We start from the raw sequence: 20857 nt of genomic DNA, 5'->3' as shown, positions 1-20857 counted from the left end.
TAATACCACACCCCCGCCTCCTTGTCAACACTTTTTGACAACTTTTTTCAATTTCTTTGCAGCGCAAAGAATCTCCCCGTTTTTCACCCGTTTCAGGGCGTGCCTTTTTCTTGACAAGGCGGCGGGCAGAACGTATTATGGAGTCATCCCCCAGCATCCTGTGTAAGGTAGCTATACTTATTCTATAAAGGAGAAGCGCCATGCCCTGTGTCAACATCCGCGGCTGCTGCATCGGCGAGGGCCGCCCCAAAGTTATTATTCCTATTGTAGAGCCCACGGAAACCGCCATTCTTGAAAAAGCTGCCGAGTTTTCCACATTGCGCGCCGATTGTGTGGAATGGCGTATCGATTGCTTTGAAGGCGCAAAAGACCTTCCGACTATCGTGCACTGCGCCGCGAAGCTCCGTGTTGCCTTGAAGGATAAGCTGCTGCTTTTCACCTTCCGCACAAAAGCCGAAGGCGGCAAGGCCGCTTTGGCTCACGAAGAGTATCTTCATTTTATCCGCACCGTTCTTGCCACCGACTGCGCCGATCTGATCGACATTGAATTTTTCACTGCAGGCGCAGAGCTTCCCGCGCTGATCGAAGATGCCCACACCGCCGGGGCTGCAGTGGTGTGTTCCAGCCACGACTTCCATAAAACGCCGCCGCGCGCCGAACTGGTGAGCCGCATGGTTGCCATGCAGCAGGCCGGGGCTGATCTGCCCAAGCTGGCTGTGATGCCCCAGAGCCGTGCCGATGTGCTGGAGCTTCTGGCTGCCACCGCTGAAATGGCCGACCGGCATCCGGAGACTCCCATCATTACCATGAGCATGGGAGCTCTGGGCGCGGTGAGCCGCCTTTCCGGCGAAGCCCTTGGCTCCGCCATGACCTTTGCCAATCCCGGGCAGGCCAGTGCACCGGGGCAGGTGCAGCTTGACATCGTAAATGAAGTGCTAGATGCACTGCATTTGTAACCAACAACTCGGAATTTGTGGAGGAAACAAACATGGAAGATAATAAATCAACGAATGTCAAGAAAACGGTAAAATCAGGAATAACTTTTGGAAGTGCATTAGCTATGGTTATTAGTTATACAACGTGGAAGTCTGTCGGTTGGGCGATTTTTCATGGATTACTTAGTTGGGTATATGTCGTATATTTCCTTTTGCGTTACTAAATTCCAGTTTGTCGCACATCCTGCCTAAAACAAAAACCGGAACGATCGTCCCTTTTTCGGGTGGATCGTTCCGGTTTTTATGTTATATTGAAAATCGTTTTATGCCAGCTTGGCTTCCAGACGGGTGCGGATGGCCTTGATAAAGCCCTCGCTGTCCACAGCGGTGGGGGTGATGCCCTCGGCCAGACCGCACAGGTCTTTCGTCATGATGCCGTCGTTCAGGGTCTGCAGGCTGGCGGCTTCCAGTGCCTCGCCAAACTTCACCAGCTCCGGCAGGCCGTCCAGTTCACCGCGCTTCTTGAACGCGCCAGACCACGCAAAGATGGTAGCCATGGGGTTAGTGGAGGTCTTTTCGCCCTTCAGGTACTTATAATAGTGGCGGGTAACGGTGCCGTGGGCGGCCTCGAACTCATATTTGCCGTCCGGACTGACCAGCACGCTGGTCATCATAGCCAGAGAGCCAAAGGCAGTGGAGACCATATCGCTCATCACGTCACCGTCGTAGTTCTTGCAGGCCCAGACAAAGCCGCCCTCGCTGCGAATGACGCGGGCAACGATATCGTCAATGAGGCTGTAGAAGTAGGTGATGCCTGCGGCCTCGAACTTTGCCTGATACTCGGTGTCGTACACCTCCTGGAAGATATCCTTGAAGGTGTGGTCGTACTTCTTGGAGATGGTATCCTTTGCGCCGAACCACAGATCCTGCTTCACATCCAGTGCGTAGTTGAAGCAGCTGCGGGCAAAGCTGCGGATGGAATCATCCTTGTTGTACTGGCCCTGCAGAACGCCAGCGCCCTCAAAATCAAAGACGGTGGCGCGCTGCTCAGAGCCATCGGCACCGGTGAACACCAGTTCAGCCTTGCCGGCACCCGGAATGCGGAACTCGGTGCACTTGTACACATCGCCGTAGGCGTGGCGGGCAATGGTGATGGGCTTTTTCCAGTTTTTGACCACCGGCTTGATGCTGTCGATCATGATGGGTGCGCGGAACACGGTGCCGTCCAGCACCGCGCGGATGGTGCCGTTGGGGCTTTTCCACATCTCATGCAGCTTATACTCGTCCATGCGCTGGGCATTGGGGGTGATGGTGGCGCACTTGACCGAAACGCCGTACTTCTTGTTGGCAAGGGCGGCATCCATGGTCACCTTGTCGGCGGTAGCGTCGCGGTTGGGCAGGCCCAGATCGTAATATTCGGTCTTGAGGTCCACAAACGGAAGGATCAGTTCGTCCTTGATCATCTTCCACAGAATGCGGGTCATTTCGTCGCCGTCCATCTCGACGAGGGGCGTGGTCATTTTGATCTTTTCCATAGCAGGGTTCCCTTTCCTCTCTTTGGATCGTTTCTCCAGCCGCGCTGCACTGCCAGATGCCGCGCGGGCAGTTCGGCAGAATGTTTATTTGCGGTAAGCGGCTGCCAGCTTTTCAAGGGCCGGCAGGCTGCGCTTGACCTTTTCGGTATCGATGCAGTAGGCAAGGCGCACATAGCCCTTGACACCGAAGCTGTCGCTGGGCACCAGCAGCAGGTCAAACTCCCGGGCCTTCATGCAGAAAGCGTTGGCGTCCTCTTCCAGCGCCTTCGGGAAAATGTAGAAGGTACCGCCGGGGCGCTCCACCTCAAAGCCCAGCGCGGTGAGCTTATCGTACAGCAGGTTCATGTTGGTCTCATACACACTCAGATCACTGGTCACATCCTGACAGCGGCTTACGGCCCGCTGGATGATGCTGGGCGGGCAGTTGTGGCCGGTGAAGCGGGAGATCTGGGCCATCATGTCCACCAGCACATCCTCGCCCTCACAGCCCGGACGCACCGCCACATAGCCAAGGCGCTCGCCGGGCAGGCTCAGGCTCTTGGAATAGGAAAAGCAGGTGAGAGTGTGGGGGTAGAACGCCGCCGGGTAGGGCACCTTTTTGCCGTCGAATGCGATATCCCGGTAGGGCTCATCGCTGACGAGGAAGATGTTGTGGCCAAAAGCCTTGCTCTTCTCGGTCAGGATCTCTGCCATGCGGGTGAGCGTCCCGGCAGAGTAGACCACGCCGGTGGGGTTATTGGGGGTGTTGATGAGCACACAGGTGGTCTTTTCGCCGATCATCTGCTCGAATGCGTCCAGATTGGGCTGGAAGGTCGGTGCCTGCGGCGGCACCACCTTGAGCACTGCCCCGGTGCCCGCCACATAAGGGCCGTACTCCGGGAAGTAGGGCGCAAAGGTGAGCACCTCGTCGCCGGGCTGCGTGACCGCACGGATGGCATGGGCGATGGCACCCGCCGCACCGGTGGTGGGGAAGATGTGCTTCTGCTCATAGGGCAGGCCAAAGGTCTTTGTCAGGTGCGCTGCCACATCGGTGCGGAAGCCCGGGTCGCCCTGACTGGGGCAGTAGCCGTGCAGGTTTACCGGTTCCTCGTTGGCCAGCAGGTCCTGCATGGCGGCAGTGAACTCCTGCGGGCAGGGCACGCTGGGGTTGCCCAGCGAGTAATCGAACACATTCTCATATCCGATCTCTGCGGCACGCTGTTTGCCGTACATGAAGGTCTCGCGGATGACGCTCTTATTGCCGAGCATCGCGCGGTAGGTCTCATTCAGCATAATACTTCCCCCTGAGAGTTTATTTGTGGGCAGCCGTATAGCTCTGTTCCACCTTGATGATGCAGCTGTAGGCTGTATCCTGTTCCTTGATGAACTGTTCCAGCTGTGCCAGCAGCTCTACCTTATCCCCTGCATAGCCTGCCGGCAGCACCAGATCGAACAGCACGTTGGTGTGGGTCCTGCCCGGCACGATGCGCAGATCGTGCAGCGAAAGGGCCGGGTCGAGCTGGCGCAGCTTTTCGGTCAGGCGGGCGCGCAGCACGCCCACGGCAGAATCCGAGGTGACGATGGGATCGTAGTGGATGGTAACCAAAAGCCGGTCATTCTTAAAAAAGTCCCGCTCGATGTTGTCGATCAGGTCGTGTGCCTCCAGCGGGTCCTGCTCGGCGGGCAGCTCCACATGCAGGGAGGCGAACTGGTGTCCCGGGCCGTAGTCGTGCACCATCAGGTCATGCATTCCCAGCACGCCGGGATAAGAGAGCACCTTCTGCTCGATGTGGTCCACCAGATCCTCGCTGGGGCTTTCGCCCAGCAGCGGGCTGAGCGTATCCATCACAAGGCCCCAGCCGGAGATCAGGATGAACGCCGCCACGCCTACACCCATCAGGCCATCCAGCACATCCCAGCCGGTCACGCGGCACAGCACCGCTGCAATGAGCACCGCGCTGGTGCTCAGCACATCGTTGCGGCTGTCCGCAGCAGTGGCAATGAGGGTCTCGGAGCCGATGATACGCCCGATGGTGCGGTTGAAGCCGCTCATCCACAGCTTGACGAGGATGGATGCGATCAGCACGGCCACCGTGAGCCAGCTGAACATCACCGGGGTGGGGTGCAGCACCTTGACCACAGATTCCTTCAGCAGCGAAAAGCCGATGCCGAGAATGGTCACGCTGACTACCAGCCCCGCCAGATATTCATACCGGGCATGGCCGAAGGGATGCTCTGCGTCCGGGGCCTTGCCGGCCAGCTTGAAGCCCACCAGACTGACCACGTTGGACGAGGCATCCGACAGGTTGTTCAGGGCATCTGCCATGATGGCAATGGAGCCGAACAGAGTGCCTACGGTCAGCTTGCCCAGACACAGCAGCAGGTTGCATGCCACGCCCACCCAGCAGGCAAGGTTGCCGTAGGCGGCGCGCACCTTAGGGTCCTGCGCATGGTCGGGCTGGCGGATGAAAAGACGAATCAAAAACTGAGTCATAACGGTCCTCCATGGGCAGCGCTGGACACCTGCATACCCTGTTATCGCTTATAGTATAGCATTTCGCTTTATCGTTTTAAAGTATTTTCCGAAAACTTTTGCCCGGTATAGAAAGACCCCGGCAGAGCGGGATGCCCTGCCGGGGAGCTTTATGGGAACGGTAAACCGGGATTTTCGGATGAATTACTTCTCAGAAGGCTTGCTCAGGTCCACGCTGCGGATGATCTTGCGCACTGGCAGGATGCTCTTGGCGTTCATGGACAGCTCGTCCACACCCATGCGCAGGAAGGTCTCGGTGAGGGCTGTGTCGGCACCCAGCTCACCGCAGATGCCCACCCAGATGCCGTGGCGGTGGCCCGCCTCAATGGTCATCTTGATGGCGCGCAGCACAGCGGGATGGTGCGGGTTGAAGAACGGCTCCAGCTTTGCATTCTGGCGGTCCAGCGCACAGGTGTACTGGGTCAGGTCGTTGGTGCCGATGGAGAAGAAGTCGCACTCGGCAGCCAGCTCGTCCGCGATCAGCACAGCGGCGGGGGTCTCGATCATGGTGCCCACCTCGATGTTCTGGCCCATCTTCACGCCCTCGGCGGTCAGTTCTGCGCGGCATTCTTCCAGAACAGCCTTGGCATCCTGCAGCTCCCGCAGGCTGGTGATCATGGGGAACATGATGCTCATGTTGCCGTAGGCAGAAGCACGCAGCAGAGCGCGCAGCTGAGTCTTGAAGAAGTCCCTGCGGGTCAGGCAGATGCGGATGGCGCGGTAGCCCAAAGCGGGGTTCTCCTCGTGATCCAGCTTCATGTAATCGACGGTCTTATCGGCACCGATGTCACAGGTACGGACGACCACCTTGCGGGGAGCCAGACTCTCCACCACCTGCTTGTAGGCCTCGAACTGGTAGTCCTCGGTGGGGAAGTCCTTGCAGTTCAGATAGACGAACTCGGTGCGGAACAGGCCCACACCGCCGGCATCGTTCTGCTGCACAGCGCCCACATCGCTCATGCCGCCGATGTTGGCAAAGACATTGATGGTCTTGCCGTCCAGCGTGGTGTTGGGCTTGCCCTTCAGCTCCTGCAGCAGGGCCTGCTTCTTCTGATCTTCCTGCTGGCGCTTCTTCAGGCTCTTGAGCAGGTCGGGGGTGGGGTCAACGTAAACGCAGGCGTTGTAGCCATCGATGACCGCCATCTTGCCGTCCCAGTCGTCCTGAATATCCTTGCACTGGATCAGGGCAGGGATGTTCATGCTGCGGGCCAGAATGGCGGTGTGGCTGTTGGAGCTGCCCTCACGGGTGATAAAGCCCAGCAGCAGGCTCTTATCCATGCGGACGGTCTCAGACGGGGCCAGATCCTCCGCGACCAGAATGCTGGGCTCGGTGCCCTGCAGGCTGGCGTTGTCCACCCCCTGCAGGATGTCCAGAATGGCCTGTGCGATATCGATGACATCTGCACTGCGGGCCTGCAGATACGGGTCATCCATGGCGGCGAACACCGCAGCCTGATTGTTGCCTGCCGTCTTGACGGCGTACTCGGCACACTTTTTCTGGCTGTTGATGATCTCCTTGATGGCATCCACAAAGTCGTCGTCTTCCAGCATCATGGCATGGATGTTGAACACCTCGGCGATGTCCTCGCCAGCCTCTGCCAGTGCCTTTTCATACAGCGCAGTCTGCTGCTCAATGGCCTTCTGCTGCGCTTCTTCAAAACGCGCCACTTCCGCTGCGGTATCCGCTACCTCTGCGGCAGAAATGGCAGTATCCTTTTTCTTGTAGATCTTGAGCTTGCCGATGGCGATGCCATTCAGGATGCTCTTACCGGTGCCTACCTGCATTGCACACTACTCCTTCTTCATCTGTGCCGGGGCCGCACTGCTCCGACAGTCCAAAAAAAGCCCCCGCAGCTCACCCGCGAGGGCCTTCCTCATCTTAACTGCGGAATCAGACGTTCTCGGTCAGGAACTTCTGGATGGCTGCTGCTGCAGCTTCCTCGTCGTCGCCCTCGACCTTGACGGTAACGGTCTCACCCTGCTTTACACCCATGCCCATCAGAGCCATCAGCTTGCGCATATCGCAGCTCTTGCCGTCCTTTTCCAGGGTAGCGCTGCTGGCAAAGCCCTTGACGGTCTTGACGAGCAGGCCGGCGGGACGAGCGTGGATGCCACATGCATCCTTAACGGTATACTGGAATTCCTTCATAATCATTTTCTCCTTACTTGATCCCGTGCGGCGCTTCTGCACTTGCACCAGACGCGGCCGAGCCGCGGCACGGTTGATACATCTATTATAAACCCTTGCCGGGAATTTTTCACCATTTCATATTGCTAATTTTTTATGCAAAATTTTGGTACAATTGAACATACAAATGTGACAAAAATGCACGCATTTCACTTTTTCTTCTGCTTGTGCGCAAATTTTAGGCAAATTGCGGCCTGATTTTGCATCAAAACCCGAAGCTGTTCCCGGTCGTTTCCGGCTTTGGCAGGTCGTTCCGGTGCTCATTCCACCGGATATCCCTCGGCATCCAGCGGCAGTTCCGTATAAGGTACAGCCTGCGGCACGGCATCCGGCTCACCGGAGGTCTGCTGTGCGGTCAATTCCTCGTCATGGCGTTCGCCCCAATCGCCGCTGTAGTCCTCGCCGGAGGTCTGCTGTGCCGGTTCGCTGCCGGTCAGCTCTTCGTCGTGGCGCTCACCCCAGTCGCCCTCGTAGTCCTCGCCGGAAGTCTGCTTTGCCTCAGCTTCCGCCATGGCGGCCTGCATGTCTTTCAGGCCCACCACAACGCCGGAGGGCCGTTCCAGCAGGTAAGCTCCCACGGCCTTTTTGCGGTACACCAACAGCACGCCGTAGCGGCTGGTCTCGCCGCTGCTTGCCGCCGGGATCAGCGCCGTCCATTTTTCCACGGTCTTGCCCTTGTAGCGTGCAAGGTCCATGCCGCTCTGCTGCACCACCCCGTTGAAGGCCGAAAAGCTGTCATCCCACTTGCGGGGGATCTTGACCTTGTCTGCCGTGATGGATGCGCCGTCCACATCCAGACCGTAGCCGGTGAACCATGTCTGGATGTCCTGTGCACTCTCAATTTTGTTCACCGCCGCCGAGACCGCAACGGTGCGGTGGCTGATGAACCGGCCCAGCAGGGCACTGCACACCACCAGTGCGCAGCACATGGCACCCAGACCCAGTTTTTTCAGGCTCGTTTTGCTCAACGTGACTACAAACATATCCCCATGCCTCCCCAGCCTGTTTATTGCTCTGAGAACAATTTATTCAGCACAGCTGGGGTGTATGACAAAAGGGCAGGTAAAACCTGCCCTTTTGTCAATATCGATCAATGTGCTTTTGTAAAATCTTCCGAGCTTACTTCGCCGTTCTGGCGGAGCACCTGTTTCAGCACCTGCATCACGCCGTATTCCCGGTGGGACGGTGCCAGAAACGACACCTGCGCCCGCAGCGGTCCGCTGCCGTTCTCCATCAAAAAGCCGTACTTCGCAGTGGTGAGCATCTCGGCATCGTTGTAGGTGTCGCCAAAGGCCATCATGCTGTCGGCCGGAATGCCCAGCAGTGCACCCACCTTTGCCAGTGCTGCACCCTTGTGCACACCGGGGTTCATCACGTCCACCCAGTTTCTGCCTGCCACTGCCACCGAGAATGCACCGCCATTTCCGGTGTGGAATGCGCCGTAGATCCGGTCGAAGGCTTCCTGCGAGTCATCGTTGGGCAGATAGATGGTAAACTTATCCGCCGCCGCTTCCACCGCAGTCAGGTCATCCACGTATTCCACCCGGGTATAAAAATTCTTGAAAACTTTATCGTATTTCTCGTCCTGCTTTTCCGCGTAGGCCGCCTGCAGTCCGCACAAAAGGCCCACGTCTCCGGCCTGCTTTGTGCTGCGGGCCAACTGCCGCCAGCCCTCGGCAGGCATTTCGGACACAAACAGATCTTTCCCCTTCCAGCGGGCAGCGCCGCCGTTGTCGCCAATGAGAATGATCTCCTCCAGCAGATCGGGGAACATTGTTTCCAGTGTGTACAGAGGCCGCCCGCTGGCGGCGGCAAACAAGATGCCCTGCCCGGCCAGTGCACGGATGGTCTCGGTAAACTTTGGCGGCAGCTGGCTGTACTCGTCCAGAAGGGTCGCGTCCATATCCGATGCGATCAGGCGAATGCGGTCCATTGCAGTTTCCTCACTTATCCGATGTAGCTGATGTTCACGTCCATATCGCCCTTATAGCCGGGCAGGCGTGCCGTGCAGGTGCCCTGCCACAGGGCGCAGTCGATGGGGCTGCTGGCAACACCATAATGTGCGTTCCAGATGGTATATTTTTTCAGGCTGTTCAGATCGACACGCTTGCGGTACCACAGGGTAGAGGCATACACACCGGGTTTGTAGCCCTGTGCCTTGACCTCCTCACAGAAGGCGATGGCGCACTTGGTGCGGTCCTCCATACCCAGACCGTCGGCACGGCCGGAACCATTGGAAGCGCCGGATGCTTCGGTGTCAAAGAAGATGGGGTAATCCAGCTTGCGTCCGTTCAGCACGTAGGCACAGGCAAAGGCTTCCTCCTTGGCCTCCTCCTCGGTGGTGGCCTGACTGAAGAAATACACGCCCACCTTCAGGCCCGCATTCTTCACATTGGTGAAATGCTCCTCGAACATGGGGTCCAGCACCAGCGTGCCGGAAGCACCATAGCCGCGGTAGCCGATGCGGACGATCACAAAGCTCACGCCTGCCTTTTTGATCTGGTTCCAGTCGATGTTCTTCTGATACTTGGAAACATCCACACCGAAGGTCTTGCCATTTTCCAGCACACCATCCGCATTGAAGGAATAGAGTTTATTGTCGATGCACTGGATGCCGGTCACCGGTTTGTTGGTGGTCTGGCTGTAGTAGTAGGTCTTGCCGCCGGAGGTACGCCAGCCGGAGTAGGCCGGCTCCGGCTGGGACTCGTCTTTGCCCAGCCAGCCAAACAGGAAATTGAACAGCCAGCTGAAAAAACCGTTCTCATCGCTCAGGTCGATGCACTGGGCCTCGGCGGCATCCATGGCACCGGCATCCAGCGCGGCACGGATCTCTTCCGGTGTCAGCACCACGCTGTTTTCCGGCGTGTGCTGGTTCGTGCTGTTCTCCTCCGCTTCAGTGGACTGTACAGGCGGTGCTTCCGGGTCCTGTGCAGCAAGCTCCGGGGTCTCCGTCTGCAGGGTGGGCATTGCCGTTTCCTGCTGTGCAGAAACAGTCTCGGTCACTGCCGCGGTACTTTCTTCCGGCTGTGCAGCCAGTGCCAGCGGTGCCCCCATTGAAAAGGTCATTGCCAATGCCAGAACTGCCGCTGCACACCGCGTTTTGCCGCGGGTGCCGCGGGCAGTCAGTTTATTCCAGAACGTTTTTTTCATGCTGTGCTCCAAACCTCATGCATTTTTATCGGGATGCCGCCCTTCGCAAAAAGGGCAGCGTTTCATCTTCTCAATACTCTTTCAGTATACACCCGCGGGCAAGCCCCCGTCAATTGCCGCACACTGCAAAGCGCAGCTCCGAAAAGCTGCCGCCCCGGTATCAGAAAATGCTCCAAAACAGATACGTCTCAGCCCGCAAAAACATTGCACAAAGCCAAAAATTGCAGATATTTCCAGCAAAATCAGCATTTTGTCTTGTTGTCTTGACATGTGTATGGTATTATACTTGACATGCAGTTTTTGCATTGAATCCACCATCTTGAAACAGAAAGGCAGTTTCTTATGTCAAATGTGAAAGATTTCTTAAAACGCAAGGATATCGTCATCACCCCGCAGCGCTATCTCATTGAAGCGCTGGGTGCCATGGCGCAGGGCCTGTTTGCCAGCCTGCTGATCGGCACCATCATCAAGACGCTGGGCCAGCAGACCGGCCTTGGCGTACTGGTAGACCTTGGCGGCTACGCCACGGCCATGAGCGGCCCGGCCATGGCCTGCGCCATTGGCTGGGCGCTGCACTGCCCGCCGCTGGTGCTGTTCAGCCTGATCACCGTAGGCTACTCGGCCAATGCTCTGGGCGGCGCAGGCGGCCCGCTGGCCGTGCTCATCATTGCCATCGTGGCTTCCGAACTGGGCAAGGCCGTGAGCAAGGAGACCCGCGTGGACATCCTCGTGACCCCGCTGGTGACCATTTTTTCCGGCGTGGGCCTTTCCATGCTGATCGCCGCACCCATTGGCACCGCCGCAAGTCAGGTGGGCACCCTGATCATGTGGGCCACCGAGCAGGCCCCGCTGGCCATGGGCATTCTTGTATCCGTCATTGTGGGCGTGGCGCTGACCCTGCCCATTTCCTCTGCCGCCATCTGCGCCGCGCTGGGTCTGACCGGCCTTGCTGGCGGTGCCGCCGTGGCAGGCTGCTGCGCCCAGATGATCGGCTTTGCCGTGATGAGCTACAAGGAGAACGGCGTGGGCGGTCTGGTCAGTCAGGGCCTTGGCACCAGCATGCTGCAGATGGGCAACATCGTCAAGAACCCCCGCATCTGGATCGCGCCCACACTGGCCAGTGCCATCACCGGCCCGCTGGCCACCTGCGTGTTCCACTTTGAGATGAACGGTGCCGCTGTCTCTTCCGGCATGGGCACCTGCGGTCTGGTGGGCCAGATCGGCGTGTACACCGGCTGGGTCAGCGACATTGCCGCCGGTACCAAAGCCGCCATCACCCCGATGGACTGGGCTGCCATGGTGCTGCTGTGCTTTGTTCTGCCCGCTGTGCTGAGTGTGATCTTCTGCGAGATCGAGCGCAAGCTGGGCTGGATCAAAGAGGGCGACCTGAAGCTGAACTGATTTTTAAGCGGAAAATTCTTTTTGCTTTTTGCTTTTTGATTGAGCAAATCCCGGCAGGCTGCGGTCTGCCGGGATTTGTCTTTTCACGGTTAAACACGCGGCTGCGCTCTGCACAGGAAGCGCTCAAACGATTCGTTTCCCGTCCAGCACCGCCTGTTTCAGGGTATCGCCTTCATACACCAGCTTGAGGGAGAAATAAGGCCGGTCCTCATTCAGCAGCCGGAAGAAGATCTTGTCGCCCTCCCAGATGGGCAGTTCAGCCGCCTTATCCTTCGGCACCCATTCCAGCACGCCTTCCCTGCAGGCATCGCCCTGCACCATCTCGCCCGTCCATTCATCAGCGGTGTACAGGTGGATGAACTCGGTCATGTTGCCCCAAATAAAGGTCAGCAGACCCCGGGCGCGGAAGCGCTTCAGCGTCAGGCCGGTCTCCTCCTTCACTTCCCGCAGCAGACAGTCCTCCGGGCTTTCAAACCGCTCAAACTTTCCGCCCACGCCGATCCATTTGTCATGGTTGTAGTCGTCCTGCTTTTTGATGCGGTGCAGCATCAGGTAGGCATCGTCCCGTTCCAGATAGCACAGCGTGGTGCTGAAAATGGGGAATTCCGGGTTCATGAAGGCTCCTAGATTCATTGAGTTCTCCTTTTGATCTTGTTTTTGTGGAAAATGCCGTTTTTCGCTGCGGCCCCTCCCGTGAAAAAACACCCCGGCAAAGCCCGCAGGCTTTGCCGGGGTGCAAACCAAAAATAACTTTTTCCTCTGAATATGCCAGAGCAACGCGGCGGCAATTTAAAATCATTGCCCCTTTCGGCTTGCTCTTCCCTTGCCCGCATTGTTCAGCTTGCGCACAAGGTCGTTCTGATGCTTGCGCTGGCTTGGCGTGGGCTGCGGGTCTTTGGCCTCCTCGGCGCGGCGGCCGCTCTGGGCGGTGTCCGGATCGATGCGTTCCAGCGTCCACTCCTGATTGCCGCCTGCTACAAAGTTCCAGATCTGGGCCTGTGCACCGTTGGCGGTGTTCATGCCCACAAGGTCAATGTATTTATCCGCCAGCACATTGCGGATGCGGGTGCGCCCGCTGCGGGTGGGCTCCAGCGCCCAGCACTGGCTCAGCCCGCTGGTGCGGCTCCACTGGTGCAGCCATGTGCCCTCCACCACACCGCCAAGGGCCAGATCCATCATCTTTCCGGTAAAGCGGTTGCAGATGCGCCAGCGGCCCTCGCCTGCGTCCACGAACTGCCACTGCTGCCACGGATGGCCCGCATAGCTCCACAGCTGGATGGCCGCGCCGTTCTCGGTGTTGAAGTTCTTTACTTCCAGCACCTTCCCATTGGGGGCTTTGATGATATAAAATTCATTTTCCAGAATGACTGCCTGCGATACCTTTGCCATAGAGCACAACTCCTTTCCAGTTTGGTAGCCCTATTATAACGTATTTACCCTTTGGCAGCAAGGACGCTTTTTCATAATCTTTTTACGTTTTATTGTGCATTTTGACATGATTTTCATCGCTGAAACGTTTACGTGCAACAAAAGCGTTTCCTACCGGTTTCTCTTTGCACTCCGGCCTTTGTTGTGATACAATAAAGGCACATGCTTTAAGGGAGGGAATTGCCATGACCAACGAAACCTTGGAAACCATCAAAAACCGCCGCAGCTGCCGTGCCTATAAGCCGGAGCAGATCACAAACGAAGAACTGGATGCCGTGCTGGAAGCCGGCACCTACGCCGCCAGCGCCATGGGCCGCCAGAGCGCAAAGATCGTGGTCGTGCAGGACGCTGCCGCCCGCGCCCAGCTCACCCGCATGAACGCCGCTGTCATGGGCAGGGACACCGACCCCATGTACGGCGCTCCCACCATTCTGGTGGTGCTGGCCGATGCTCACGCCGCAAATGCCGTACCCGACGGCAGCCTTGTCATGGGCAACCTGATGCTGGCTGCAGCTTCGCTGGGGCTGGGCAGCTGCTGGATCAACCGCGCAAAGGAAGAGTTTGAAACAGAAGAGGGCAAGTCCCTGCTCCGGCAGTGGGGCATCGAGGGCGATTGGGTCGGCATCGGCCACTGTATTCTGGGCTACCCTGCTGCAGACCCCAAGCCCGCAGCACCCCGCAAACCGGATTATATCGTAAAAGTGTAAGGAGAACTATGAAGCCTGATTACAAGCTGGTCGCCAAGGCCAAATATATCCACGCCACCGCCGACCTTGCCAGTGAACTCTGGCATGAGGTGTACAAGCGCTATTACCCCGCAAAACAGCTGGACACCCTTGTGGAAGAGCTGCAGAGCGCCGATGCCATTGAGGAGGACATCGACAACGATGTGAACTACTTCCTCGTGGTTCTGGGCGGCAAGACCATCGGCTACTTTGCGTGGAAGATGGAGAACACCGCCCTGCACCTGATGCACCTGTACCTCAAGCCCGAATACCGCGGCAAGGCACTGGGCCGGGACATCGTGCTCTCCTGCGAGCGGCTGGCCCGCGGCGAGGGCAAGGGCCGTGTGTGGTGCACCGTGCACGCCAAGGTCCTGCCGGTGCAGCAGTTCTTCAAGGCCCTGCGCTACCGCAATTTAAAGCCCGCCGAGCAGGAAAACGGCACCGTCCCCCGGGACGAAGTGGTGTTTGAGCACACGCTGGGCTAAAAAGCCGCAAAAGCTATTGAAATTTCTCCCCGTTTGTACTACACTGGTGTAGTGTAATAAAGTGCCTGCCTGTGGGCGGCATCTGCAAAAAAGGAGAACGACATGGCAAAAGATCATCCTACCGGCCAGTCCGGTCTGTATCAGGCATTTTTGCAGCTCAAGACCCCGGAACAGTGTTACCGTTTTTTACAGGATGTGTGCAGCTATTCCGAGCTGAGCGCAATGGAGCAGCGCTACAACATTGCCGAGATGCTGGTGGACAAGCGCATCTACACCGAGATCATGGATAAGACCGGTGCATCCAGCGCCATCATCAGCCGGGTAAGCCGGGTGCTGAGTGCCGACGACAGCGTGTTGCGCGCCTTGCTGGAAGCGGAAAAAGCTGCCGACGATCAAAACTGAACTTCCACACAAACCATGCCGCGTGCCGCCCGTGCGGTATGCGGCTTTTATCATTCGACCGGGAAGGCAGAAGTCCCCACGCCAGCGGGGTACTTCTATCGTTTTTCCTCATGCGGCGCAGATGCGCCGTCTTCATCAGAAATCAGGGAGGTTTGATTTTTATGAGCAAAGCTGTTGTATTTTTTGCCGAGGGCACCGAGGAATGTGAAGCCCTGCTGGTGGTCGATCTGCTGCGCCGCGCCAAGGTGGAGGTGACCGTGGCCAGCGCATCCGGCAGCCGCGAGATCGTGAGCAGCCACAAGGTGCACATCACCGCCGACGCACTGGCCGAAGAGGTGGATTATTCGGATGTGGACATGGTGGTGCTGCCCGGCGGCATCCCCGGCACCCCGAACCTTGCCGCCAACAAGACCGTTACCGACACCTGCGTTTCCTTTGCAAAGAGCGGCAAAAAGGTAGCTGCCATCTGCGCAGCACCCAGCGTGCTGGCATCTCTCGGCCTGCTGGAGGGCAGAAAAGCCACGGCGCACGCCGGTTTCCAAGACAAATTGGCCGGTGCCGAGGTGCTGGATACCGAAGTGGTAGTGGACGGCAATATCACCACCAGCTACGGTCTGGGCGGTGCCATCCCCTTTGCGCTGGAGCTGGTGCGCCAGCTGGCCGGGCAGGCTGAGGCCGACCGCATCCAGAACGCCATCGCCTACCGCCACTGAGGGAGGAAACTGAAATGCGTTTTGTCACCTGCCGCCTGCCGGACGGCGTAGAAGATCCGGCCATTCTTTCGCCGGACGGCACACAGATCTGGCCGCTGAGCTGGCTGGGTCTTTCCTACGAAACCCTGTCCGACGCCATCCCCTTTCTGACCCCGCAGGTGCGGGCCGGCCTGCAGCTTGCCATTGCGGGCATCCCGGCCCTGCCCGTGGATGCCGTGCAGCTGCAAAGCCCTATTCCCTGCCCGGCGCAGGATGTGGTGTGCCTTGGCATCAACTACATGGCCCACTCGGACGAAGCGGAGAAATACTCTGCCGATGCCTTTGCAACCAAACATCAGGATGCCATTTATTTTTCCAAGCGCGTTTCCCGCGCTGTGCCGGACGGCGGCTTTATTGAAGCTCACACCGACCTTGTGCAGAAGCTGGACTACGAATGCGAACTGGCTGTGGTTCTGGGCAAAGATGCCAAGGATGTGCCCGCCGGGCAGACAAAAGACTATGTGTTCGGCTACACCATCCTGAACGATGTTTCCGCCCGCGATGTGCAGACCGCCCACAAGCAGTGGTACTTCGGCAAGAGCCTCGATGGCTTCACGCCCATCGGCCCCTGCATCGTTACCGCAGACGAGTTCGGCACCTACCCGCCCAAGCTCGGCATCCGAAGCTTTGTCAACGGCGAAAAGCGGCAGGACTCGAACACCGGCCTGCAGATCTTTGATATCGACCACGTGATCCACGAGCTGACTCAGGGCATGACCCTGAAGGCCGGCACCATCATTGCCACCGGCACCCCGGCAGGCGTGGGCATGGGCATGGACCCGCCGCAGTTTCTGAAGCCCGGCGACACGGTGCGCTGCGAGATCGACGGCATTGGCAGCCTGACCAACACCGTGCGGTGAGCACTGGCATTTGTGCCAAATATCCACTGTGTTTTCCGTCTGTTTGCATGAAAATCCGCAGCGGCACTGCTCTTTTCGGTGCGGGTGTGCTATACTGGCTGTATGAATGAAAAATGCGGTCCCGGGCCGCAGAAGGGGTAAATGAACTATGAAGGAATACGCATTCGGCATCGATCTGGGCGGCACCACCGCCAAGATCGGCCTGTTCAAGACCACCGGCGAACTGCTGGAAAAGTGGGAAGTTCCCACCGACACCTCCAACGCCGGTGAGCACATTCTGAAAAATCTGGCCGCTGCCGTGCAGGGCAAAATGCAGGAAAAAGGCCTTGCCGCTGAGCAGATAGAGGGTGTGGGCGTGGGCGTGCCCGGCCCTGTGCTGGACAGCCGCATCGTGCCCATCATCTGTGCAAACCTCGGCGGCTGGGGCAAGCATAATGTGGCCGAAGAGCTGAGCACCATGCTGGGCGGCATCAAGGTTCTGGTGGGCAACGATGCCAACGTGGCCGCTCTGGGCGAGATCTGGATGGGTGCCGCCAAGGGCTGCCGCAGCGCGGTCATGGTCACGCTGGGCACCGGCGTGGGCGGCGGTGTCATCGTCAACGGCAAGGTCATTGATGGCACCCACGGTGCCGGCGGCGAGATCGGCCACATCACCGTGGACCGCCACGAGACCGCCGCCTGCGGCTGCGGCAAGCACGGATGTCTGGAGCAGTATTCCAGTGCCACCGGCGTTGTGCGCTGCATGAAGAAGCTGCTGGACGAGAACCCGGACACTCCCTGCATCCTGCGCGGCACCGAGTTTGCCGCCAAGGACGTGTTTGATGCCGCCCGCAATGGCGATGCCCTTGCCGCCCGTGAGGTGGACGAGATGACCGACACGCTGGGTCTGGCACTTGCCAGCATCGCCGCCACCACCGACCCCGAGATGTTTATGATCGGCGGCGGTGTGTCCCGCGCAGGCGAGGTGCTGTTTGCCCCGCTGCGGGAGCATTTCAAGGTCTATGCCTTCAGGTCCTGCCGTGAGACCCCCATCGTGCCCGCCATCCTCGGCAACGATGCTGGTATCTATGGTTCTGTGCGCCTGATCGTGGGTGAATGATCCCTCTGTACACAAAAAGCTCTGCCGTGCTTGCGGCAGAGCTTTTTTGTATGCGTGTGTTTTTTACAGCGTATCTTCCCCCGGCAGCTGGTTCCACAGGCGGTAGTAGACGCCCTGCTTTGCCAGCAGCTGGTCATGGGTGCCGGATTCTACGATGCCCTCTTCGCCCAGCACGAGGATCCGGTCATAGTCCTTGATGGTGGTCAGGCGGTGGGCGATGGTCAGGGTGGTGCGGCCATGGGCCAGCTTTTCCAGGCTCTGGCCCACCAGGATCTCGCTTTCGTTGTCCAGTGCGCTGGTGGCCTCGTCCAGAATGAGGATGGGCGGGTTCTTCAGGAACACCCGCGCAATGGCGATGCGCTGCTTCTGTCCGCCGGAGAGCTTGACACCGCGCTCGCCCACATAGGTATCAAAGCCATCCTTCAGGGCCAGAATGAACTTTTCCGCCCCGGCCAGACGCGCCGCTTCCATGATCTCTTCGCGGGTGGCACCGGGCTTGCCGTAGGCGATGTTCTGGGCCACCGTGCCGCTGAACAGATACACGTCCTGCTGCACGATGCCGATGTCCTGCCGCAGGCTCTTCAGAGTGACATGGCGGATGTCCTGCCCATCGATCAGGATGCGGCCGCTGGTCACCTCGTAGAAGCGGGGGATGAGGTTGCACAGGGTGGTCTTGCCGCCGCCCGAGGGGCCGACCAGCGCCAGCCGTTCGCCCGGCCGGATATCCAGACTGACGTTGTGCAGCACCTTGTTGTGGTCGTCCGGGTACTCAAAGCTGACGTTTTCAAACCGGATGTCACCGGGACCGGGCTGCAGCGGTACCGCATCCGGGGCATCGCCGATGGTCACAGGGGTGTCCATGATCTCGGCAAAGCGCTCGATGCCGGTCATGCCGCGCTGGAACTGCTCGGCAAACTCCACGATGCGGCGGATGGTGGCAATGAGGGTGGTGACGTACAGCATATAGGCCACCATGTCACCGGCGGTGATCCTGCCGTACACCAGCGAGAGGCCGCCTGCCAGAATGACCACCAGATACATCAGGCCGTCGAACAGGCGGGTGGAGGGGTTGAAGGCACCCATGGCGTAGTAGCCGAGGGTCTTGATCTGCTCAAAATCCCTGTTGCCCTTTGCAAACTTCTCGCGTTCCTCATCCTCGGCGGCAAAGGCCTTCACGACACCCTGCCCCAGCAGGCTGTCCTCGATGGTGGAGTTCAGCTCGCCGATCTGCACGCGCTGCTGGCGGAACCGCGCCCGCAGCCGTCCGTTCAGGTAAACGGACACCACGCCCATCAGCGGCACGCAGGCGAACACCGCCAGCGTCAGCGGCACACTGGCCCGGCACAGGATAATAAAGGACACCACGATCTTGATGGCCGCAATGAAAAATTCCTCCGGGCAGTGGTGGGCGAACTCGGTCACATCGAACAGGTCGTTGGTGATGCGGCCCATGATGGTACCCACCTTGGTGTTGTTGTAGTAGGTGTGGTCCAGCTTGAGCAGGTGGTCAAAGGCATCGCGGCGCATATCCGTCTCGATGTGCACGCCCATGATATGACCGATGCTGGACATGTAATAGCTGGCTGCACCGTCGATGATGCGCAGCACAAAATAGAGTGCTGCCAGCCGCAGCACGATGCCCGCCGTCAGGGTGATGCCCACGCCCATGGCGGCGTTGGTGATGGTGCTCATGATCTTGGGCAGCACGATATCACACAGGGTGGTCAGCGCTGCACAGAACAGGTCCAGAAACAGGGTCATTTTGTACTTTGCCAGATAGGGCAGAAAACGCCGGATCAGCGCACCGCTGCCTGCGTGGTGCGCCCCGGGGTCGTTGATCTTGGTTTTTGACATGGTTCCTCCGTTTTTTGATTTTCTTCAGGCTTTTACGATTCAGGACGTTGCAGATATTTTTCAGCTGGCTCGCCCTCTCCGTCGCCTACGGCGACACCTCTCCCAAAGGGAGAGGCCTTGGCAAAGAGATGAAGTTTGCGTGAACTGCCAAGGGCTCCCACTTTGGGGGAGCTGGCATCGCGCAGCGATGACTGAGAGGGCGAGGCCGTTTTTATTTTTACACTTTTTTACTGTAATCCCGCTCGCCGTAGATGGCGGTGCCGATGCGCACAAGGGTGGCACCCTCCCGGATGGCGTTTTCAAAGTCGCCGCTCATGCCCATGGAGAGGGTCTCCATGGACACGTTGGAATAGCCGCGCTCTCCGGCCTGCGCAAACAGCTTGTACACCTCGGCCAGATAGCGGCGGTTGCGGGCATCGTCGTTGTTCACGGGCGGAATGGCCATCAGCCCCTTGACCCGGATGTGCTCCTGTGCGGCAGCAGCATCCAGCAGCGGCCAGAGCGCTTCCGGTGCCACGCCGGTCTTGCTCTCCTCGCCGCCGATGTTCACCTCCAGCAGCACGTTCTGCACGATGCCGGCCTTGGCTGCTTCCTTCTCGATGGCGTTCAGCAGATGCTCACTGTCCACGCTTTGGATGAGGCTGGCACGGCCCAGCACTTTTTTAATTTTGTTCGTCTGCAGATGGCCGATAAAGTGGCTGGGCTTGCCGCAGTAAGCACCTGCGTCAAAGTTTGCGCACAGCTCCTGCACATGGTTCTCACCGAACACATCGATGGGCAGGGCTGCGCTTGCAGCCACGGTCTGTGCTGTGCGGGTCTTGCAGGCGGCGCACAGCTGCACCGCTGCCGGGTCGCGGCCTGCTTCACGGGCCGCGGCTGCCATCTTTTCCCGGATCTCTGCCACGGCCTCCTGCATCTGTTCCAGATTCTTTTCTGCCATAAATCTCAGTCCTCCTCGGTGTACTTGGCGCGTTCGCCGCCGATGAGCTTCGGGCGGGTGCGGGCGCACAGAATGTTCGCTTCACCAATTTTGGAAAGGCTCAGCCGCACCGGCACCGCCACCCGCTTCAGGTGCATCCCGATCAGGGTGCCGCCGATATCAATGCCTGCATGGGCACGGATCTCTTCCACGGCCACCGGCTCCCGGAACTTCTTCCAGCAGGTAGTGGCCCAGCTGCCGCCTGCGTGGGGGCGGGGCACCACGCACACCTCTTCCCAGCCGTATTTTTCGGCGGCTTCGCGCTCGATGATAATAGCGCGGTTCAGATGCTCACAGCACTGCGCGGCCAGCCAGATGCCGTTTTCGGCCAGCACTGGGGCAATGCCCGCGTACACGGCCTGCGCGGCTTCCAGACTGGAATCCTTGCCGATGTGCCCGCCCACGATCTCGCTGGACGAGCAGCCCACCACGAACACATCGCCCTTTTTCAGCTTTGCTTCGGCCAGCAGTTCGGTCACTGCCTGCCGGGCCTGCATCTCGATCTGTTTTTTGAATTCTTCTGTCATAAAAAACACCTCGGTTTTTATCAAA

The 20857-nt window shown here is 58.8% G+C and carries 22 protein-coding genes; 9 read left to right on the top strand and 13 right to left on the bottom strand.

Features of this window, described 5'->3' with window-relative positions; translation table 11 throughout:
- The first annotated feature begins 200 nt into the window (after positions 1-200).
- Entirely contained in the window at positions 201-956 is a 756-nt protein-coding gene (gene aroD, locus DWV57_RS04770) for a type I 3-dehydroquinate dehydratase (RefSeq protein WP_120020138.1), read from the top strand.
- A gap of 32 nt (positions 957-988) precedes the next feature.
- Positions 989-1159: a hypothetical protein gene (locus DWV57_RS14445; RefSeq protein WP_165852900.1), complete on the top strand. Its 171-nt coding sequence runs from the start codon at positions 989-991 to the stop codon at positions 1157-1159.
- 99 nt (positions 1160-1258) lie between these two features.
- Here DWV57_RS14445 and DWV57_RS04765 read toward each other — a convergent pair whose 3' ends face one another.
- The 8 genes from DWV57_RS04765 to DWV57_RS04730 all read right to left on the bottom strand — a co-directional run bounded on the left by DWV57_RS04765 (position 1259) and on the right by DWV57_RS04730 (position 10320).
- Positions 1259-2470, bottom strand: a complete 1212-nt coding sequence (locus tag DWV57_RS04765; protein ID WP_120020137.1) for an NADP-dependent isocitrate dehydrogenase — start codon at positions 2468-2470, stop codon at positions 1259-1261.
- Between the two features lie 84 nt (positions 2471-2554).
- Entirely contained in the window at positions 2555-3742 is a 1188-nt protein-coding gene (locus tag DWV57_RS04760; RefSeq protein ID WP_097776994.1) for a pyridoxal phosphate-dependent aminotransferase, read from the bottom strand.
- Between the two features lie 19 nt (positions 3743-3761).
- A complete protein-coding gene (locus DWV57_RS04755) occupies positions 3762-4943 on the bottom strand; it encodes a cation diffusion facilitator family transporter (RefSeq protein WP_120020136.1) in 1182 nt (393 codons plus the stop codon).
- Positions 4944-5126: 183 nt separating this feature from the next.
- Positions 5127-6767: a phosphoenolpyruvate--protein phosphotransferase gene (gene ptsP / locus DWV57_RS04750; RefSeq protein WP_097776992.1), complete on the bottom strand. Its 1641-nt coding sequence runs from the start codon at positions 6765-6767 to the stop codon at positions 5127-5129.
- 106 nt (positions 6768-6873) lie between these two features.
- A complete protein-coding gene (locus DWV57_RS04745; protein ID WP_005937619.1) occupies positions 6874-7137 on the bottom strand; it encodes an HPr family phosphocarrier protein in 264 nt (87 codons plus the stop codon).
- A 293-nt stretch (positions 7138-7430) separates the two neighbouring features.
- Positions 7431-8153 (bottom strand): DUF4830 domain-containing protein, encoded by a 723-nt coding sequence (locus DWV57_RS04740; protein ID WP_120020135.1) that lies wholly within the window; start codon positions 8151-8153, stop codon positions 7431-7433.
- A 107-nt stretch (positions 8154-8260) separates the two neighbouring features.
- Positions 8261-9103 carry an HAD family hydrolase gene (locus tag DWV57_RS04735; RefSeq protein WP_120020134.1) on the bottom strand — a complete coding sequence of 281 codons (843 nt, stop codon included), beginning with the start codon at positions 9101-9103 and terminating at the stop codon, positions 8261-8263.
- A 14-nt stretch (positions 9104-9117) separates the two neighbouring features.
- Complete coding sequence (locus tag DWV57_RS04730) at positions 9118-10320, bottom strand: glycoside hydrolase family 25 protein (RefSeq protein WP_243112301.1); 1203 nt, start codon at positions 10318-10320, stop codon at positions 9118-9120.
- A 342-nt stretch (positions 10321-10662) separates the two neighbouring features.
- Here DWV57_RS04730 and DWV57_RS04725 point away from each other — a divergent pair, with 342 nt between their 5' ends.
- Positions 10663-11721: a PTS sugar transporter subunit IIC gene (locus tag DWV57_RS04725; protein ID WP_120020132.1), complete on the top strand. Its 1059-nt coding sequence runs from the start codon at positions 10663-10665 to the stop codon at positions 11719-11721.
- A 123-nt stretch (positions 11722-11844) separates the two neighbouring features.
- Here the strand turns inward: DWV57_RS04725 and DWV57_RS04720 are convergent, their stop codons facing one another.
- A complete protein-coding gene (locus tag DWV57_RS04720) occupies positions 11845-12354 on the bottom strand; it encodes an 8-oxo-dGTP diphosphatase (RefSeq protein WP_120020131.1) in 510 nt (169 codons plus the stop codon).
- Between the two features lie 162 nt (positions 12355-12516).
- Positions 12517-13110, bottom strand: coding sequence for an RICIN domain-containing protein (locus DWV57_RS04715; RefSeq protein WP_120020130.1), 594 nt, complete (start codon positions 13108-13110; stop codon positions 12517-12519).
- Between the two features lie 224 nt (positions 13111-13334).
- Between DWV57_RS04715 and DWV57_RS04710 the strand changes: the two genes are divergently transcribed.
- From DWV57_RS04710 to DWV57_RS04685, 6 genes are all read left to right on the top strand, one after another.
- Positions 13335-13856 carry a nitroreductase gene (locus tag DWV57_RS04710; RefSeq protein ID WP_120020129.1) on the top strand — a complete coding sequence of 174 codons (522 nt, stop codon included), beginning with the start codon at positions 13335-13337 and terminating at the stop codon, positions 13854-13856.
- 8 nt (positions 13857-13864) lie between these two features.
- Entirely contained in the window at positions 13865-14359 is a 495-nt protein-coding gene (locus tag DWV57_RS04705; protein ID WP_120020128.1) for a GNAT family N-acetyltransferase, read from the top strand.
- A gap of 102 nt (positions 14360-14461) precedes the next feature.
- Entirely contained in the window at positions 14462-14761 is a 300-nt protein-coding gene (locus tag DWV57_RS04700; protein ID WP_097776983.1) for a YerC/YecD family TrpR-related protein, read from the top strand.
- A gap of 161 nt (positions 14762-14922) precedes the next feature.
- On the top strand, positions 14923-15474 hold the full coding sequence (locus tag DWV57_RS04695) for a DJ-1 family glyoxalase III (RefSeq protein ID WP_097774274.1): 552 nt from the start codon (positions 14923-14925) through the stop codon (positions 15472-15474).
- Positions 15475-15488: 14 nt separating this feature from the next.
- Positions 15489-16373 (top strand): fumarylacetoacetate hydrolase family protein, encoded by an 885-nt coding sequence (locus DWV57_RS04690; RefSeq protein WP_118527767.1) that lies wholly within the window; start codon positions 15489-15491, stop codon positions 16371-16373.
- A 148-nt stretch (positions 16374-16521) separates the two neighbouring features.
- Complete coding sequence (locus tag DWV57_RS04685; RefSeq protein WP_120020127.1) at positions 16522-17472, top strand: ROK family glucokinase; 951 nt, start codon at positions 16522-16524, stop codon at positions 17470-17472.
- Positions 17473-17535: 63 nt separating this feature from the next.
- Here the strand turns inward: DWV57_RS04685 and DWV57_RS04680 are convergent, their stop codons facing one another.
- From DWV57_RS04680 to DWV57_RS04670, 3 genes are all read right to left on the bottom strand, one after another.
- On the bottom strand, positions 17536-19326 hold the full coding sequence (locus tag DWV57_RS04680) for an ABC transporter ATP-binding protein (RefSeq protein ID WP_120020126.1): 1791 nt from the start codon (positions 19324-19326) through the stop codon (positions 17536-17538).
- Positions 19327-19543: 217 nt separating this feature from the next.
- Positions 19544-20266 (bottom strand): YggS family pyridoxal phosphate-dependent enzyme, encoded by a 723-nt coding sequence (locus tag DWV57_RS04675; protein ID WP_120020125.1) that lies wholly within the window; start codon positions 20264-20266, stop codon positions 19544-19546.
- Between the two features lie 5 nt (positions 20267-20271).
- On the bottom strand, positions 20272-20832 hold the full coding sequence (locus tag DWV57_RS04670) for a TIGR01440 family protein (protein WP_097774267.1): 561 nt from the start codon (positions 20830-20832) through the stop codon (positions 20272-20274).
- Positions 20833-20857: the final 25 nt, after the last annotated feature.

Origin of the sequence: Faecalibacterium sp. AF10-46 (genome assembly GCF_003604105.1) — a bacterium.
In the GTDB taxonomy this organism is placed as follows: Bacteria; Bacillota; Clostridia; order Oscillospirales; family Ruminococcaceae; genus Faecalibacterium; species Faecalibacterium taiwanense.
The sequence above is the reverse complement of the archived record's forward strand: the minus strand, read 5'-3'. Positions and strand labels throughout refer to the sequence as shown.